We start from the raw sequence: 12,477 nt of genomic DNA, 5'->3' as shown, positions 1-12,477 counted from the left end.
CGATGGCCGCGATCCACCGGATCGCGGCCATCGTCGTCTGGTCAGGACCTACAGGTACTGACCGGTGTTCGACTCGGTGTCGATGGCCCGGCTGGCACTGGCGTTCTTGCCGGTGACGAGCGTGCGGATGTAGACGATCCGTTCACCCTTCTTGCCGGAGATCCGCGCCCAGTCGTCCGGATTCGTGGTGTTGGGCAGGTCCTCGTTCTCGGAGAACTCGTCCACGATCGAATCGTAGAGGTGCTGGATGCGCAGCCCGGGGTTGCCGGTGTCGAGCACCGCCTTGATGGCGTACTTCTTGGCCCGGTCCACGATGTTCTGGATCATGGCGCCGGAGTTGAAGTCCTTGAAGTACAGGACCTCCTTGTCCCCGTTGGCGTAGGTGACCTCCAGAAAGCGGTTGTCCTCGCTCTCCGCGTACATCCGGTCCACGACCCGCTCGATCATGGTGCGGATGCAGAGCGTCCGGTCGCCGCCGAACTCGGCGATGTCGTCGGCGTGCAGCGGCAGCGTGTCGGTCAGGTACTTGGAGAAGATGTCCTGCGCCGACTCCGCGTCCGGCCGCTCGATCTTGATCTTCACGTCCAGCCTGCCCGGCCGCAGGATCGCGGGGTCGATCATGTCCTCGCGGTTGGAGGCGCCGATCACGATGACGTTCTCCAGCCCCTCCACGCCGTCGATCTCGCTGAGCAGCTGCGGGACGACCGTGGTCTCCACGTCCGAGGAGACGCCGGAGCCGCGGGTGCGGAAGATCGAGTCCATCTCGTCGAAGAACACGATCACCGGGGTGCCCTCGGAGGCCTTCTCGCGGGCCCGCTGGAAGATGATCCTGATGTGCCGCTCGGTCTCGCCGACGAACTTGTTCAGCAGCTCGGGGCCCTTGATGTTGAGGAAGAAGGACTTGGCCTCCTTGGCGTCCTCGCCGCGGGCCTCGGCGATCTTCTTGGCGAGCGAGTTCGCCACCGCCTTGGCGATCAGCGTCTTGCCGCAGCCGGGCGGGCCGTAGAGCAGCACGCCCTTGGGCGGGCGCAGCGCGTACTCGCGGAACAGGTCCTTGTGCAGGAAGGGCAGCTCGACCGCGTCCCGGATCTGCTCGATCTGCCTGCCGAGGCCGCCGATGTCGGTGTAGCCGACATCCGGCACCTCCTCCAGCACCAGGTCCTCGACCTCGGCCTTGGGGATGCGCTCGAAGGCGAACCCGGCCTTGGTGTCGACCAGCAGCGAGTCACCGGGGCGCAGCCTGCGCACCGGGGAGTCCGGGTCGTCCAGGTCGTCGGCCTCGGAGAGCTTGCTCAGCGGGCCGGAGAGCCAGACCACCCGCTCCTCGTCGGCGTGCCCGACCACCAGCGCGCGGCGGCCGTCGTCCAGGATCTCGCGGAGCGTGCCGATCTCGCCGATGGCGTCGAAGTTGCCCGCCTCGACGACCGTGAGCGCCTCGTTCAGCCGGACCGTCTGGCCGTACTCGAGCGTGTCGGTGTCGATGTTCGGCGAGCAGGTCAGCCGCATCTTCCGGCCGGAGGTGAAGACGTCGACCGTCTGGTCCTCGTAGGCGCCGATCAGGATGCCGTAGCCGCTCGGCGGCTGACCGAGCCGGTCGACCTCCTCGCGGAGCGCGATCAGCTGCTGACGCGCCTCCTTGAGGGTGTCCATCAGCTTGGTGTTGCGAATGGTGAGCGAATCGATGCGGGCCTCGAACTCGCGTGCGCGATCCGGCGAATCGGCGAGTTGCCTGCGGAGTGCAGCCGCCTCGGCGCGAACCGCCTCGAGCTCTCTCCAGGCCGCCGAATCCGAATTCTCGATGGGGCTCATGTGCTGCTCCTCCCAGTCCCGGTCTATCAACGCTACCGGGCGCGAACCGTTCTCGCTGTCCGACATGGTTTCGTCGTGATCACATCTGCGGTGCGACCGGCCGCCGAACCACCATGTTAGCCTGCCCTAACAAAACCCCGGCGGGCCCTCTCGCCGATAAGCCGAAAGGTTGCCGAGATGCTCCTTCCTTCCCGTGCACTGCGTGTGTCCGTGGCTACCGTCGCGGCGGCCGCCGCCGTTACGCTCGGCCTCGCGGGCTGCGGTTCGGACGACTCGTCCGACACCGCCGCCACGAGCACCAGTGCCGTCGCGAGCAGCGCCGCCGCGTCCTCCACGGCCGCCGCCTCCAGCTCGCAGGCGGGCGCGGCCGCCGCGGCCGCGCCGACCCCGGCCGAGCTCCAGGCCACCCTGGACAAGCTGGCCGATCCGGCCACGCCGACGGCGGAGAAGACCGCGCTGATCGTCGACGGCGAGCAGCGCGCCGCCGCGATCGACCAGCTCACCCAGGCGCTCGCCGGGTACGGCAAGCTCACCTTCCAGGTCTCCGACGTGACCGTGGCCGGTACCACCGCGACCGGCCAGACCGTCATCAACTCCCCCAACGGCGCCGCCCCGGCGACCCCGCTGACCTGGGAGAACGTCGACGGCAGCTGGAAGCTGTCCGACGCGACGGCCTGCACGCTGCTCGGTTTCGCCATGATTCCCTGCACCTGATCGCGGCGCCGGTGCCGGGTACCGGGCTCCGTGCCCGTACCCGGCACCACCAGCACCGCGACCCTGCGTCTTCACGCTGCCATTGTTCCCCGGCGGACGGATTCCAACACCCGAATTCCGCGGATGCGATTCAGCCCTTCGACGGGCGGCGCTGCGGTTTGGGCGCCACCGTCCCCTCGGCGAGCCTGCGCGCGCTGACCAGGAACGCGGTGTGCCCCTGCATCCGGTGCTCTGGCCGCACCGCGAGCCCGACCACGTGCCACGGCCGCACCAGCGACTCCCAGGAGCGCGGTTCGGTCCAGCACTGCTGCTCGCGCAGCGCCTCGACCACCTTGGAGAGTTGCGTCACAGTCGCCACGTAGACGATCAGCACCCCGCCCGGCACCAGCGCGCCGGAGACCGCGGGCAGCGCGTCCCACGGCGCCAGCATGTCCAGCACCACCCGGTCCACCGGCGGGCCGTCGTAGGCCGCCACGTCGGCGATGGTCAGCGACCAGTTCGCCGGGCGTTCGCCGAAGAATCGCTCCACATTGCGCACCGCGTGCTCGGCGTGGTCGTCGCGGATCTCGTAGGAGACCACCTCGCCCTCCGGCCCGACCGCGCGCAGCAGCGAGCAGGTCAGCGCGCCGGAGCCCGCCCCGGCCTCCAGCACCCGCGCGCCGGGGAAGACGTCGCCCTCGTGCACGATCTGCGCGGCGTCCTTGGGGTAGATGACGGCGGCGCCGCGCGGCATGGAGAGCACGTAGTCGACGAGCAGCGGGCGCAGGGCCAGGTAGGGCGTGCCGTTGGTGGAGTTCACCACGCTGCCCTCGGGCGCGTCGAGCAGGTCGTCGTGTTTGATCGCGCCGCGGTGGGTGTGGAACTCCTTCCCCGGTTCCAGGATGACCGTGTGCAGCCTGCCCTTGGCATCGGTCAGCTGCACCCGGTCCCCGATGGTGAATGGCCCGGTCCGTCTGCCCGTCATGGATCTCCGTTCGCTGGTCGTTGTCCGGTCCCCGCCGCGCGGTCTGCGGCCGCGGGGTGTCGGTACCGCCGGATAGCCTGCCAGGTATGTCGCTGTCGGTGTCCACGCCCCCTGCCGGTCCGCCGCCGGAGCAGGCCGGGCTCGCGCTCTCCCCCTCGCGCGCCGCCGATTTCAAGCAGTGCCCGCTCAAGTACCGCTTCCGCGCGGTGGACCGGCTGCCGGAGGCGCCGAGCAGGCAGGCGGTGCGCGGCACGGTGGTGCACGCGGTGCTGGAGCAGCTCTTCGAACTGCCCGCCGCCGAGCGGGTTCCGGCCGCCGCCGAGGCGCTGCTGCCCGCGGCGTGGGAGCGGGTGCGCGCGGAGCGGCCGGAGGCGGGCGAGCTGATCACGGAGGCGGAGTTCCCGGCCTTCGCCGCCGAGGTGGCGGCGCTGCTGGCGAGCTACTACCGGCTGGAGGACCCGACCGCGTTCGACCCGGAATCCTGCGAGCTGCGGCTGGAGACGGCGTCGGCGGACGGGGTGCCGCTGCGCGGCTTCGTCGACCGGCTGGACGCCGGGCCCGGCGGCGCGCTGCGGGTGGTCGACTACAAGACCGGCAAGGCGCCGGGGGTCACCCAGGAGACCAGGGCGCTGTTCCAGCTGAAGTTCTACGCGCTCATGATGTTCCGCACCCGCGGTGTGGTCCCGACCGAGCTGCGGTTGATCTACCTCGCCGACGAGCAGGTGCTCACCTACACCCCGGACGCGGCCGAGCTGGAGCGGTTCGAGCGCACCCTCGCGGCGCTCTGGCGCGCGGTGACCGAGGCCGCGCGCACCGGCGATTTCCGGCCGAGCACCGGATGGCTCTGCGCCTACTGCGATTTCAAGCCGCTCTGCCCCGCGTACGGCGGCACGCCGCCGCCGTACCCGGGGCCGCAGGCAGCGTCAGACCTCGAAGTCGCGGAAGAGCAGGATTGAGAGGCCGAGGCCGACGACGAGGTTCACGAGCACCGCGGAGCCGAAGACCAGGATCGGCCTGCGGCCCGCCGCGCGCAGCCCGCGCACCGAGAACTCCAGCCCGATGGAGACGAAGGCCAGGATCAGGAACACGGTGCGCAGGTCGTTGACGAGCGTGATGTGCTCCTTGCCGGTCGACGCCGAGACCTGCTGCAGATAGATCGTGCCGATCACCGAGGCCGCGATGAAGCCGAGCACGAACTTCGGAAACCGCGCCCAGAGTTCGCCGAGCCCGGGCCTGGCCGCGCCCTCGGCGCGCTCGATCCGCAGCGTGAAGTAGGCGGTGAGCGCGATGGCGACCAGCCCGATGAGCGCGTTCTGCGTGGTCTTCACGATGGTCGCGATCTGCAGCGCCTCCTCGCCCGCCAGCGCGCCGGAGGCGGCCACCGCGGCGGTGGTGTCGATATTGCCGCCGATCCAGGCGCCAGCCACCGCGTCGGAGAGCCCGAAGACATCGGCCAGCCAGGGCAGCAGGAAGATCGAGGGCAACGCGAAGAGGATCACCAGCGAAGCGGCGTAGGCGATCTGCTCGCGCCTGGCCTGCACCGCGCCCGCCGCCGCGATGGCGGCGCTCACCCCGCAGATGGAGACCGCGGAGGCGAGCAGCGCGCGCAGCCTGTCGTCGATGCCGAGCCGCCCGGCGAACCACCAGGTGAAGCCGAAGACGATGGTGATCAGCAGCAGCGCCTGCAGGATCGCCGGGCCCGCCGCGGTGACCAGCAGCTTCAGGTTGACAGATGCCCCGAGCAGTACCACGCCGGTCTTGATGAAGAACTCGGTGCGGAACCCGGCGGCGAGCCGGTCGCGCAGCCCGAGGCTGCTCAGCACCACATTGCCGATGAGCCCGAGCGCGATGGCGTACACCGGGAACTCGACCGCCTTGGCGACCCGGGAGAAGGTGCCGTCGGCCGCCCACTTCGGGACGTTGAGCTCCAGGTACCGGGTGAGCGCGCCGAGCACCAGCACCACGGCGAGGCCGAGCAGCACGTCCTGCGTCCGCACCGGCCGCTCGGCCCCGGCCGTCGCGTCCGTCTCGGTCGGCGGCCGCCGGTCGGCCGCGTCGGTCCCGGTCGCCGGGCCGGGGTCCCGCTTCTCCAGGTCGCTCATCAGGGCACCAGCCAACCGGGGACGACGCCCGCCAGGATCAGGACGAGCAGGACCAGCCCGACGATGGTGGCGAGCCAGTCCTCGTTCAGCGGGAAGTACCGCTCGGGCTGCGGTGATGGTGACGACACGGCGGATCTCCTCGTGCTAGCGGGCAGGGCGCACCGTAGCAACGCCCCGCCCGCGGGCACACGGATTGTCTTTCCGCAGAACGCAATCCTTGACGAGCGGCTAGAAGGCCCGGCAGGACCTGATATCGGTGGCCAGGATCGCCTTGGCGCCCAGCTCGGCCAGCCGGTCCATGAGTTCGTTGCCCTGCTTGCGCGGCACCAGCGCGCGCACCGCCACCCAGTCCGGGTCGGCCAGCGGGGAGACCGTCGGCGACTCCAGCCCCGGGGTGATCAGCACCGCCTCGTCCAGCAGCTGCTTCGGGCAGTCGTAGTCCAGCATGAGGTACTGCTGGGCGAAGACCACGCCCTGGATCCGGGCCACCAGCTGGTTGCGGGCCCGGTCGGCGCCGTCCGAGTCGGCCTGCTCGACCAGCACGCCCTCGGAGTCGCAGAGCGAATCGCCGAAGGCGACCAGGTTGTGCTGGCGCAGCGTGCGGCCGGAGCCGACCACGTCGGCGATGGCGTCGGCGACGCCGAGCTGGATGGAGATCTCCACCGCGCCGTCCAGCCGGATGACCTCGGCGCTGAGCCCGCGCGCGGCCAGGTCGGCGCGGACCAGGTTCGGGTAGGAGGTGGCGATCCGCTTGCCCGCCAGTTGCTCGACCGACCACGGCTGCCCGTCGGGGGCGGCGTAGCGGAAGTTGGAGCGGCCGAAGCCGAGCGCCAGCCGCTCCTTCACCGGCGCGCCGGAGTCCAGGGCCAGGTCACGGCCGGTGATGCCGAGGTCGAGCTCGCCGGAGCCGACGTAGATCGCGATGTCCTTGGGGCGGAGGAAGAAGAACTCGACCTGGTTGGCCGGGTCGAGCACGGTCAGGTCGCGGGAATCGGTCCTGGTGCGGTATCCGGCCTCGGCGAGGATGGAGACGGCGGATTCGGACAGCGAGCCCTTGTTGGGTACGGCGACGCGCAGCACGGTGGGGTCCTTTCGGGGTGGGGTGATGTGCTCTCGACGGTCGACGGGTGTCGGCGGGGTGCCGTCACAGATGTCGGTACACGTCGTCCAGCGTCAGCCCGCGGCCCACCATCAGCACCTGTACCCAGTACAGGAGCTGGGAGATCTCCTCGGCGAGGGCGTCGTCGCTCTCGTGCTCGGCGGCGATCCAGACCTCGCCCGCCTCCTCGAGCACCTTCTTGCCCTGGGTGTGCACGCCCGCGTCCAGCGCGGCCACGGTTCCCGACCCCTCGGGGCGGGTGGCGGCGCGGTCCTGCAGCTCGGCGAACAGGGCCTCGAAGTTCTTCACGCGGGTCATTCTTTCAGACCCGGCCGCTCCGGTGCCGCGACGGGTACGCCCGCCGCGGCACCGGACCTGGTCAGCCCGCGTCGGTCGCCAGCAGTTCGCGCAGGTCCGCGACGGCGGTGCGGAGGTGCTCGGCGAAGGCATGCATCTCCCCGGCCACCGGCTGCGGGGTGGCGAGGTAGAGCTTCCAGCGATCCGGCAGCAGCACGTAGGCGACGCCGATGCAGCTCGGGCTGGTGGAGCCGAAACCGAACTGGCGGATGTACACCGACGGCGCCGAGCTGGTGCTCAGGTAGTCGTCGCGCAGGATCCGCCAGCCCGGGCTGGAGTACAGCGGCAGCGGCTCGGTGACGCCGAGCTCGGCGCCCCGGCGGCGCTGGATCCACTCCAGTTCCCAGAGGTGCTGCTCCGGCGCGGCGCCCGCCTGGCACTGCTTGGCCCGCTCCACGTGCGCGGCCGCGGCGGCCCTGGCGGCGGCCAGCTTGGCCTCGGTCGCGGCGCCCGCGTCCTCGAAGGTGTCGACGAAGGCGATGATCTCCGGGGTGATCACCCGCATGGCCTCGGTGCGGCCGTTGCGCCACTGCCTGGTCGCGATGGACTCGTAGGTGGCGCCGGTGAAGCCCTTGCTGCGCCGGTGCGCGATCTGGTAGCTGAGCTGCGCGAAGGCGTCCGGGCTGATCTTGAGCTTCTTCGCCGCCTCGGTGCCGAAGTCGTCGAAGGAGACCACCTGGGTGGCGTTCGCCGCGGCGTAGGCGGCGAAATCGGCGGCGGCCGCCGCGATGTCGGCGCGCTGCGCGGCGGTCAGGGTGAACTCGATCGGCTCGACCGGCGGCAGCCCCTGCCCGCGCGCCCCGGAGCGCTCCGCGTGCTCGGCCAGCGGGGTGCCGAGCAGGGTGTCGACGAAGGACAGGATGGTGGTGCCGTCCAGCCCGCAGTGCTCGACATTGATCCCGGCCTGGCCGTCGGCGAAGACCACGAAGGTCACCGCCTTGTCGAAGTACCGGTTGCCGCTGTCGCCGTGCAGCAGCTGGTCGCTGGCCTGCTGCTCGTCGGCCGGGGCGAAGTCCTCCAGCGCGACCACGAAGAGCGCGGACTCGATGGCCTCGATCGAGGCGGCATTGCCCGGGTCGGCGAGCAGCTCGGCCCGGCTCACCGCCCACTCCGCGCGCGCCTTGGTGGTCAGGTGCCCGACCGCGGTGTCGGTGGCCGCGGCCTTGGCGCCTGCCTTGAGCACCGCGCGCAGCCCGTCGGTGATGTCCTCGGCCGAGTACGGCGCGCCGTCCGGGCCGACCACGTCGAGGCGGAAGGCATTGCCGCGGTGGAAGACCAGGATGTGCCGCGCGGTGGAGGGGCCGGGGTGCTCGTCGGAGTACGGCACCCGCACCGTGTCCTGCTCCGCGCCCGGGATCCTGGTCTCGGAGAACAGGTACTTGTTCTGCCACATGGAGAGCTGGTTGCCGCGCTGGGTGACCGGCGGGATCTCCTCGGCGTCCAGCGCGAGCTTGTAGTCCACCGCGGCGAGCGTGATGGCGGCGGCGCGCTCGGCCTGGTCGGCCGAGGTGGAGGCGGCGAGCGGGGTGTCGTCGCGGAACAGGAAGAAGAAGTTCGCGTTCAGCGCGATGCGGTCGCGGCGGCCCAGGTAGCGCGAGGGCCAGAACAGGTCCAGCCAGCTGCCGACGCCGGGGGTGGCGTCGTACTCGGCGAGCGCGGCGTGCAGGGCGCGGCCCGGCCCGTCCGGGCGGAGCAGGTCGGCCACGGCGGCCTCGGTGGCGGCGCGCTCGTCGTCGGTGAGGAGCGGGGCGCTCCACTCCAGGAACCGGGCGGCGCTGTCCTCCAGGGTGGGCAGCGGCACCCTTGGCAGCTGATCCTCGGCGGCGAAGGTGCGTGTCACGAGTGGTCCTCGGGGTCGGCGGAGTGTTCCGGTAACGGTCGGGAGAGATGAAGGGTCGCATACAGCGATCCTTCGGCCTCGTACCCGGTGGTATCGATGCCCTTGTCCGCCAACGCCTTCAACACCTGCGCCTGCTCGTCGGCGGAGGCGAAGCGCCGCTGTGCGTGGAGTCCGGGCACCTGCTCGGTGCGGTACCCGAGCGCCGCGAGCTCCGCGGCGACCGGACCGTAGTCGAACATGCGCAGCACGAAGTGTGCCATCCACGGCCTGCGGCGCGGGTGCGCGGTGGCCACCCGCACCAGCGTCTTCTCGGTGACATACCCGATGCACCCGGTGGAGATCACCAGGTCGGCGCGGGCCAGCACCTCGCGCTGGTCCTCGTCCGGATCGGCCGACTCCAGGTCGGCGTGCACCACCTCGTCCAGCAGCCCGGCCTCGGCGGCGTACTCCAGCGCCGGGCGCGAGGCGTCCATCCCGAGGAACCGGGCGTGCACGTTCGGCACCTCGGCCCTGCCCTTGTCCAGCGCGAGCGCGGAGTCCCGGTCGGTGGTGCCCGCGTAGCTCTCGGCCAGCTCGGCGACGCTGCTGCCGAAGCGCAGCAGCGCCGCGTTCACCCCGTAGGAGCAGCCGATGTCGAGCACCGTCGGCACCGCGACCCGGGCCGAGGCCCGGTATTCGCGGAGCTGCTGCTGGAAGAAGGGCGCGGCCGAGTCCGGAATCGAATAGCCCAGCTCCGACATCCGCCGGTAGTACTCACGGGGATCGGGGCGGTCGTAGATGTGGTCGAAGGAGGCTTTCCCGGTCGTGTGCAAGGGTACCGGCACTGTGCGTTCCTCTCGGTCGAGCCAGGATCAATCGAGTAATCGATCGCCGCGGACGACGGCGGCCGCCGCGGCGACATGGTCCGGCAGCACCCGGCCGAAAAGCTGCCGGGTCCGTTCCACGGTGCCGATCACACCGGGCCGGTCGGTGTAGGCGAAGATCGCCGAATGCCGCTGCACCGCGCCGGAAACCGGGGAGACGCGGTGCAGGGAGAAGCGCCCCTGGAAGAGCTGCAGATCGCCGGGGCGCAGGTCGAGCCGCTGCACGAGGTGGTCGCCGGTGCCGGTGAGCACGGCGCGCACGTCGTCCAGGTTCTCCGCCTCCGGGGTGCGGATGTTCGGGCAGAACTCGAACACCCCGCCCTGCTCGGCGGGCTGGGTGAGCATGCTGACGGTGAACTCGTTGGTGTCGAAGTGCCACGGGTGCGACATCCCCGGCGCCACCACGTTCAGGCAGAGCCCGGCCAGCGGGTCGGCGAACTCGTGCAGCCCGGGCAGCCCGAAGCAGTCGGCGACGAAGCGCTGGAAGACCTCGCTCACGTACAGCCGGTGGATCAGCGCGTCGGCCGGGATGCGGTCGCGGGGCACGAAGGCATTGCCGCGCTCCAGCACGATGGCGCCCGGATGGTCCTGCGGCAGTTCGGTATCGAGCGGGATGTTGTAGGCGTTGACCCGCTCCACCTTGTAGTAGGCGTCCGGCGCGATGGCCTCGCCCTGCGCGCGCAGCACCTCGACCAGCTCCGGCCGGACGAACTCGCGCAGCACGTGGCAGCCGGTGGCGGCGAGTTCGGCACGGGCCGCGCCGACCGCGGCGCGCCACCCCTCCCCCTGCGGATCGGCCAGCGGATACCGTGCGGTATCGACGATTTCGTCGAGGACCCCCATCACCGTCATGGCGATATTGTGGCGCGGCGCGCCGGGAACACGCCCGGGATTCGCCGAGAACCCCGGTGACTACTGTCACACCCCCGACGTGCGGATATTCCTGTTGCCGCGCAGTAACTCTCGCTACGGGCGGGCGGCGGGCTCACGTTCGGCGGCGGCGCACACAGCCGCCAGATCAGCCATCGAGAGGCCGACCAGCGATTCCCGGAAAATCAATCCGGGTGCCGCGGGAACGGCAATCTCGCAGGGCACGACCAGGACCGCGCAGCCCGCCGCGGCGGCCGCGGCGGAACCGGTCACCGAGTCCTCCACGGCGACGCAATCGCGCGGGTCGGCGCCGAGGAGTTCGGCGGCGCGCAGGTAGACGTCGGGCTCCGGTTTGCCGTGCGGCACCTCGTCGCCGCAGACGGTGACCGCGAAGTTCGACCGGCCGAGCGTATTCAACGCGAGTTCGGTCAGTGATCGCTTGGTATTGGTGACCAGGGCGGTCGGTACCCCCGCCGCCCGGATCATCGCCAGCGCCTCGACCGCGCCGGGCCGCCAGGGGATCGGGCCGGTCATGAGCTCGGTGACCCGGCGCTCCAGGAACTCCCCCGCCGCCTGCAGCGCGGCCGGGGTGGGCTCGATGCCGAGGCCGGTGAACATGATGCGCAGCGCGTTCGGGCCGGAGGCGCCGATCAGCGCGTGCCTGATCTCGTCGGTCATCTCGTGGCCGTGCGCGCGGGCCAGTTCCCGCACCGCGACGTCCCAGAGCTTCTCCGAGTCGAGCAGGGTGCCGTCCATGTCCCAGAGCACACCCGCCGGTCGGGTCATCGCGGTCAGCCTCCCTCGCGGCGGCCGGGCGGCCGCCGCGGCCAGCCTATCGGGACGGCCGTACCGGTGCCGGTCAGAGGCCGGAGCCGGAGATCAGGAGGCGGCCGCCCTCGTTGGTCACCCGGAACCAGCGGCTCTCCGAGCTGGTGCCGCCGTAGGCGAGGGTGTAGGTCAGGTTCGCCACCACCGTGTCCGGGCCGGACGGGGTCACCGAGCCGACCCGCACGCCGCGGATCGTCGACCAGAACTGCGAGTATTCACCGAAGCCGCCGGTCTGCGCCTGGTACCCAGGGGAGAGCTGCGCCCAGGCGCCGTTGATGTCGCCTGGCAGCATGCCGTAGTAGCCCTGAACGAACTGGGCCTGCTGCTCCGGGGTCGGCGGGCCGTTCTGCGGGGCCGGGGCGTTCGAGGTGGGCGGGGCCGGGGCGGGGGCAGGGGTGCTGGGGGCCGGGGCTTCGGTGGTCACGGCCGACGGGCTCGGCGCGGGTGGCGCCGCCTGCTGGTCGTCGTCACCGGTACCGCGGGCGATCAGCGCGATCAGGACACCCGCCAGCACGATCACGGCCACGGCGATGGCGCCGAGCGCCGTCAGCTGGAGGCGCTTGCCCGCCGCGGGGTCGGGGCGGGGCGGGGTGTACTCCAGCGGAGTCGGGCGGGCGGCGGCCGCGAAGGCGGCGTAGTCCGGGGTGTAGGGCTCGTCGCCCGCGGTGGCCGGGAGCGCCGTGGTGGGATCCGGAGTGGACGGGAGGGCAGTGGTGGCGGGGTCCGGGGTGCCGGGACCGGCGGAGGGCGAGGGGTAGCTGTTTGCGGCGCCTGCCGAAGCGTTGCCGACCCGGCCGAGGCTCGCCGCGCCCGGCGTCGCCGAGCCGATGGCGCCGGGTCCGGCGGAGTCCGCGCCGGGCGCGCTCGCCTCGGCCCGGACTCCGTCCGAGGTGGATCCCCCCGGCGCGGTGCCCGCGGAAGTACCGCTCACCGCGGCCTTGCCGTCCGCGGTGCCCGACGCGGCCCCTTTGTCCGCGGTGCCCGGGGCGGCCCCGCTGTTCGCAGTGCCCGACGCGGCCCCGCTGTCCGCA

General features: G+C 71.5%; 12 protein-coding genes and 1 pseudogene. 2 read left to right on the top strand and 11 right to left on the bottom strand.

Features of this window, described 5'->3' with window-relative positions; all coding sequences use genetic code 11:
* Positions 1 to 48: 48 nt before the first annotated feature.
* A complete protein-coding gene (gene arc, locus ACFUUZ_RS03890) occupies positions 49 to 1,809 on the bottom strand; it encodes a proteasome ATPase (RefSeq protein WP_378692255.1) in 1,761 nt (586 codons plus the stop codon).
* A gap of 210 nt (positions 1,810 to 2,019) precedes the next feature.
* Between arc and ACFUUZ_RS03885 the strand changes: the two genes are divergently transcribed.
* Positions 2,020 to 2,523 (top strand): hypothetical protein, encoded by a 504-nt coding sequence (locus ACFUUZ_RS03885; protein WP_378692253.1) that lies wholly within the window; start codon positions 2,020 to 2,022, stop codon positions 2,521 to 2,523.
* Between the two features lie 130 nt (positions 2,524 to 2,653).
* Here the strand turns inward: ACFUUZ_RS03885 and ACFUUZ_RS03880 are convergent, their stop codons facing one another.
* On the bottom strand, positions 2,654 to 3,487 hold the full coding sequence (locus ACFUUZ_RS03880) for a tRNA (adenine-N1)-methyltransferase (RefSeq protein WP_378692251.1): 834 nt from the start codon (positions 3,485 to 3,487) through the stop codon (positions 2,654 to 2,656).
* Positions 3,488 to 3,573: 86 nt separating this feature from the next.
* Here ACFUUZ_RS03880 and ACFUUZ_RS03875 point away from each other — a divergent pair, with 86 nt between their 5' ends.
* Complete coding sequence (locus ACFUUZ_RS03875; protein WP_378692249.1) at positions 3,574 to 4,443, top strand: RecB family exonuclease; 870 nt, start codon at positions 3,574 to 3,576, stop codon at positions 4,441 to 4,443.
* On the opposite strand, the gene ACFUUZ_RS03870 is transcribed toward ACFUUZ_RS03875, so the two are convergent.
* The 9 genes and pseudogenes from ACFUUZ_RS03870 to ACFUUZ_RS03830 all read right to left on the bottom strand — a co-directional run.
* Positions 4,411 to 5,589 (bottom strand): YeiH family protein, encoded by a 1,179-nt coding sequence (locus ACFUUZ_RS03870; RefSeq protein ID WP_378692247.1) that lies wholly within the window; start codon positions 5,587 to 5,589, stop codon positions 4,411 to 4,413. The genes ACFUUZ_RS03875 and ACFUUZ_RS03870 overlap by 33 nt on opposite strands.
* Entirely contained in the window at positions 5,589 to 5,717 is a 129-nt protein-coding gene (locus ACFUUZ_RS03865) for a hypothetical protein (protein WP_378692245.1), read from the bottom strand. Before ACFUUZ_RS03865 ends, ACFUUZ_RS03870 begins: the two co-directional genes overlap by 1 nt.
* 100 nt (positions 5,718 to 5,817) lie before the next feature.
* Positions 5,818 to 6,669, bottom strand: a complete 852-nt coding sequence (gene hisG / locus ACFUUZ_RS03860; RefSeq protein WP_378692243.1) for an ATP phosphoribosyltransferase — start codon at positions 6,667 to 6,669, stop codon at positions 5,818 to 5,820.
* A gap of 64 nt (positions 6,670 to 6,733) precedes the next feature.
* Positions 6,734 to 6,997, bottom strand: a complete 264-nt coding sequence (locus ACFUUZ_RS03855; RefSeq protein WP_067659283.1) for a phosphoribosyl-ATP diphosphatase — start codon at positions 6,995 to 6,997, stop codon at positions 6,734 to 6,736.
* Positions 6,998 to 7,067: 70 nt separating this feature from the next.
* A complete protein-coding gene (locus ACFUUZ_RS03850; protein WP_378692241.1) occupies positions 7,068 to 8,885 on the bottom strand; it encodes a choline/carnitine O-acyltransferase in 1,818 nt (605 codons plus the stop codon).
* Positions 8,882 to 9,709 carry a class I SAM-dependent methyltransferase gene (locus ACFUUZ_RS03845; RefSeq protein ID WP_378692239.1) on the bottom strand — a complete coding sequence of 276 codons (828 nt, stop codon included), beginning with the start codon at positions 9,707 to 9,709 and terminating at the stop codon, positions 8,882 to 8,884. The genes ACFUUZ_RS03850 and ACFUUZ_RS03845 overlap by 4 nt, the downstream gene beginning before the upstream one ends.
* Positions 9,710 to 9,736: 27 nt before the next feature.
* Positions 9,737 to 10,600, bottom strand: coding sequence for an arpA protein (locus ACFUUZ_RS03840; RefSeq protein WP_378692237.1), 864 nt, complete (start codon positions 10,598 to 10,600; stop codon positions 9,737 to 9,739).
* Between the two features lie 114 nt (positions 10,601 to 10,714).
* Complete coding sequence (locus ACFUUZ_RS03835) at positions 10,715 to 11,404, bottom strand: HAD family hydrolase (protein WP_378692235.1); 690 nt, start codon at positions 11,402 to 11,404, stop codon at positions 10,715 to 10,717.
* 73 nt (positions 11,405 to 11,477) lie between these two features.
* A pseudogene (locus ACFUUZ_RS03830) lies at positions 11,478 to 12,477 on the bottom strand (hypothetical protein); the annotation flags it as partial.

Origin of the sequence: Nocardia sp. NPDC057353 (assembly GCF_042667085.1) — a bacterium.
In the GTDB taxonomy this organism is placed as follows: domain Bacteria; phylum Actinomycetota; class Actinomycetes; order Mycobacteriales; family Mycobacteriaceae; genus Nocardia.
Note: the sequence above shows the minus strand (reverse complement) of the source record. Positions and strands in the feature narration are given on the sequence as shown.

Excerpts from the sequence above, each read along its gene's own strand:
- ACFUUZ_RS03840 (WP_378692237.1), bottom strand. The coding sequence starts at position 10,600 with ATGACGGTGATGGGGGTCCTCGACGAAATCGTCGATACCGCACGGTAT.
- ACFUUZ_RS03835 (WP_378692235.1), bottom strand. The coding sequence starts at position 11,404 with ATGACCCGACCGGCGGGTGTGCTCTGGGACATGGACGGCACCCTGCTC.
- arc (WP_378692255.1), bottom strand. The coding sequence starts at position 1,809 with ATGAGCCCCATCGAGAATTCGGATTCGGCGGCCTGGAGAGAGCTCGAG.
- ACFUUZ_RS03880 (WP_378692251.1), bottom strand. The coding sequence starts at position 3,487 with ATGACGGGCAGACGGACCGGGCCATTCACCATCGGGGACCGGGTGCAG.
- ACFUUZ_RS03875 (WP_378692249.1), top strand. The coding sequence starts at position 3,574 with ATGTCGCTGTCGGTGTCCACGCCCCCTGCCGGTCCGCCGCCGGAGCAG.
- ACFUUZ_RS03870 (WP_378692247.1), bottom strand. The coding sequence starts at position 5,589 with ATGAGCGACCTGGAGAAGCGGGACCCCGGCCCGGCGACCGGGACCGAC.